Here is a 4236-nt window from a genome sequence, read left to right on the forward strand (position 1 = left end):
ACCCTCAAGGCCGGCCCACGGGCCATGGCGCGGATTCGTGCGCAGGGATTGCACGCCGCGGACGTCGGCACCCTGCCCGGTGCGGCCGGTGGGCCGAAGGCGTTGGGGATTCAGGGGCTCGATCTGGCGTTGTTCGGCGAGTGGCTGCCGAGTGCGCCGCGCGAGCGTTCGCTGATCGGCGCCTCGGTGGGTTCCTGGCGCTTCGCCAGCGCCTGCCTGCCGGACGCCGCCGAAGGCATTCGCCGCCTCGGCCAGCTCTACGCCGAGCAGCATTTCAACAAAGGCGTGAGCATGGCCGAGATCAGCCAGAGCTCGCAGCGCATGCTCAATGATCTGCTCGACGGCCGCGATGCGAGCATCCTCGAAAACGCCGGTTACCGACTGAACATCATGGTGGTGAAAAGCCAGGGCCGCCTCGCCGAAGACCATCGCGGACGCCTCGGTCTGGCGCTGGGCTCAGTGATCGCCGACAACCTGCGCGGTCGTGCACGTCTGTCGCGGCACTTCGAACGGCTGATCATCCACGACCCGCGCCTGGCGCCGCCGCTTGATGCCTTGACCGATTTCCCCTCGCGTTTCGTTGCCCTCAACACCGGCAACCTGCGCCAGGCCCTGCTCGCTTCCGGATCGATCCCGATGGTCATGGAAGGCGTACGCGACTTGCCCGGCGCCGGCGCGGGTACGTTCCGCGACGGCGGTTTGCTCGACTACCATCTCGACCTGCCCTACAGCGGCGACGGTATCGTGCTCTATCCGCACTTCACCGATCGGGTGATTCCCGGCTGGTTCGACAAGACTCTGCCCTGGCGCCGCGCTTCGGTGCAGCGTTTGCAAGATGTGCTGCTGGTCGCGCCGTCGAAGGAATATCTGGCGCGCCTGCCCTACGGCAAACTGCCCGATCGAAATGACTTCAAACGCTTTATGGGCGATGCGCCGAGCCGGCAGAAATACTGGCACACGGCGATGGACGAGAGCCGCCGACTGGGCGACGAATTTCTCGAACTGACGGCCAATGGTCGCCTCGCCGAGCGCTTGCTGACCCTTTAGTCAGCACGGCCAAAGACAAGCTGATAAACTCGCCGCCTGCCCGAATCGCTGCGGCGAACGCCATCTGAACAGAGCCGAAAATACCGTGGAAATCTTCAAAGAGTTTACTTTCGAATCCGCCCACCGCCTGCCGCACGTCCCGGACGGCCACAAGTGCGGCCGCCTGCACGGTCACTCATTCAAGGTCGCGCTGCACCTGAGCGGCGACCTCGATCCGCACACTGGCTGGATTCGCGATTTCTCCGAGATCAAAGCGATTTTCAAGCCGCTGTATGAGCGTCTTGACCACAACTACCTGAACGACATTCCCGGCCTGGAAAACCCGACCAGCGAAGTGCTGGCCAAATTCATCTGGAACGAGATGAAGCCATTGCTGCCGGAACTCAGCGCGATCCGCATTCATGAGACGTGCACCAGCGGCTGCATCTATCGCGGCGAATAGCAACAAAGATCTCCTGCCAAAGCCATCGCCGCTGCCCTCATGCGCTTCTTCTGACCCAACATTATTTTCCCTGACACCGATCGTTCCCACGCTCTGCGTGGGAATGCCTCAACGGACGCTCCGCGTTCGGCTTTGGAATGGGACGCGGAGCGTCCTGGGCTGCATTCCCACGCAGAGCGTGGGAACGATCAGAGAGGACAGCCCCACGACGGCTCGCTCCCACATTGGGCTCCTGGTGCATTCAGTGCACTGCTTTCGCGCTGAAAACCCCAGTCGCGTCTCCACATTCGGTCACTTGCCCCGCTTGGCACGACCGCTGCAACCCTTCTGCGTCTTCCCCTTCCAGCAAGGACTGCCCCATGACGCAGAACGCTTCCGGCAACGATTACCCGCTCAGTGAAGTCCCCATGCACGCGCGCAAAGGCCTGGCCTCGACGGCGATGGTGTTACTGGGCTTCACGTTTTTCACCGCGACCATGTTTGCCGGCGGCAAGCTGGGGGTCGCGTTCGGTTTCGCCGAGATGATGGCGGTGATCATTGTCGGCAACCTGCTGCTCGGTCTGTACGCAGCAGGGCTGGGTTACATCGCCTTCAAGAGCGGCCTCAATTCAGTGCTGATGGGCCGCTTCTGTTTTGGCGAAGTTGGCAGCAAGCTCAGCGACCTGATCCTCGGCTTCACCCAGATTGGCTGGTACGCCTGGGGCACGGCGACGGCGGCGGTGGTGATCGGCAAGTATTTCAATCTCGATGAAACCACCGTGCTGGTCCTGATGGTGCTGTTCGGTCTGGGCTTCTGCGCTACGGCGTACATCGGTTATCGCGGCCTGGAAATTCTCTCGTACATCGCGGTGCCAGCGATGATGTTGCTGCTGATGCTGTCGATGTGGGCAGCGACCGTGAAAGTCGGCGGCTTCGAAGGCTTGCTCAGCGTGGTGCCGAGCGGTTCGCTGGACTGGTCGACGGCGATCACCCTGGTCTTCGGCACCTTCGTCAGCGGCGCGACCCAAGCCACCAACTGGACGCGATTTTCGCGCTCGGCAAAAGTGGCAGTGCTGGCCAGCCTGATCGGTTTTTTCATCGGCAACGGCCTGATGGTGCTGATCGGCGCATACGGCGCGATCGTCTATCAACAGCCGGATGTGGTTGAAGTGCTGCTGTTGCAGGGCTTCGCCATGGCCGCGATGGCCATGCTCTTGCTGAACATCTGGAGTACGCAGGACAACACCATCTACAACTTCGCCGTGGCCGGCTGCAACCTGCTGCGTACCGGTCGGCGCAGAACCGTTACCCTCGGTGGTGCGGTGATCGGCACCCTGCTTGCCCTGCTGGGCATGTACGACATGCTGGTGCCGTACCTGATTCTGCTCGGCACGGTGATTCCGCCGATTGGCGGGGTGATCATGGCTGACTTCTTCTACCGCTGGCGCGGGCACTATCCGCGTCTGGCCGACGCACGGTTGCCGGCGTTCAACTGGCCGGGGCTCGGGGCCTACGGGGTGGGCACCGTCGCTGCGTTCAGTTCGCCCTGGGTCGCACCGCTGGTAGGGATTGCCGCTGCCGCGCTAACGTATGTCATCGTCACCGGTATGCTCGGCGCCCGTCGCGTCAGCGCACCACTACAAGACCTATAAAAGGATTTGCCTGATGCACATCATCAACGCCCGCCTGCGCAACCAGGAAGGCCTGCACGAGTTGCACCTTGAAGACGGCCTGATCCGCAGCATCGCCCGTCAGACCGAAGCGCCGACCCTCGGCCCGGATGACCTCGATGCCGGCGGCAATCTGGTGGTGCCGCCCTTCGTCGAGCCGCACATCCACCTCGACGCCACCCTCACCGCTGGCGAGCCGCGCTGGAACATGAGCGGCACGCTGTTCGAAGGCATCGAATGCTGGGGCGAGCGCAAGTTCACCATCACCGAAGAAGACACCAAGACCCGCGCCAAGAAGACCATTCAGGCCCTGGCCGCCCACGGTATTCAGCACGTGCGCACCCACGTTGACGTCACCGACCCGCAACTCACCGCGCTCAAGGCCATGCTCGAAGTGCGTGAGGAAAGCCGTCACCTGATTGACCTGCAAATCGTCGCGTTCCCGCAGGAAGGCATCGAGTCGTTCCGCAACGGGCGCGAGCTGATGGAAGAGGCGATCCGCATGGGCGCTGACGTGGTCGGCGGCATTCCGCATTTCGAATACACCCGTGATCAGGGCGTCAGCTCGGTGAAGTTCCTCATGGACCTGGCCGAGCGCACCGGCTGCCTGGTCGACGTGCACTGCGACGAGACTGACGATCCGCATTCACGTTTCCTCGAAGTGCTTGCCGAAGAAGCGCGCAGCCGCGACATGGGCGCCCGCGTCACCGCCAGCCACACCACCGCGATGGGCTCTTATGACAACGCCTACTGCGCCAAACTGTTCCGCCTGCTCGGCCATTCCGGGATCAGTTTTGTTTCCTGCCCGACCGAAAGCATTCATCTGCAAGGGCGCTTCGACAACTTCCCGAAACGCCGGGGCGTGACCCGCGTCAATGAACTGCTCGAAGCCGGGATGAACGTGTGTTTCGGTCAGGATTCGATCGTCGACCCGTGGTATCCGCTGGGTAACGGCAACATCCTGCGCGTGCTTGAAGCGGGTTTGCACATCTGCCACATGCTCGGTTATCGCAACCTGCAAAGCGCGCTGGATCTGGTCACCGACAACAGCGCCAAAGCCATGCACCTGGGCGAGCGCTACGGACTGGAACAGGGCCG

The 4236-nt window shown here is 62.6% G+C and carries 4 protein-coding genes; all 4 read left to right on the top strand.

Annotation, left to right across the window (positions count from 1 at the left end; genetic code table 11):
* Positions 1-1047: hypothetical protein (locus tag OQK_RS28195; protein WP_016775415.1), on the top strand; the 1047-nt coding region annotated here is incomplete at its 5' end.
* Positions 1048-1132: 85 nt separating this feature from the next.
* Positions 1133-1489: a 6-carboxytetrahydropterin synthase QueD gene (gene queD / locus OQK_RS28200; RefSeq protein ID WP_007915588.1), complete on the top strand. Its 357-nt coding sequence runs from the start codon at positions 1133-1135 to the stop codon at positions 1487-1489.
* A 359-nt stretch (positions 1490-1848) separates the two neighbouring features.
* Positions 1849-3120 carry a cytosine permease gene (codB, locus tag OQK_RS28205; RefSeq protein ID WP_016775416.1) on the top strand — a complete coding sequence of 424 codons (1272 nt, stop codon included), beginning with the start codon at positions 1849-1851 and terminating at the stop codon, positions 3118-3120.
* Between the two features lie 13 nt (positions 3121-3133).
* On the top strand, positions 3134-4236 hold a 1103-nt coding region (gene codA / locus OQK_RS28210; RefSeq protein WP_038862234.1), incomplete at its 3' end, for a cytosine deaminase.

Source organism: Pseudomonas sp. R62 (genome assembly GCF_000257605.1).
Taxonomy (GTDB): Bacteria; Pseudomonadota; Gammaproteobacteria; order Pseudomonadales; family Pseudomonadaceae; genus Aquipseudomonas; species Aquipseudomonas atacamensis.

What these genes read in the sequence shown, in the direction of transcription:
- codB (WP_016775416.1), top strand. Translation starts at nt 1,849, where the DNA reads ATGACGCAGAACGCTTCCGGCAACGATTACCCGCTCAGTGAAGTCCCC.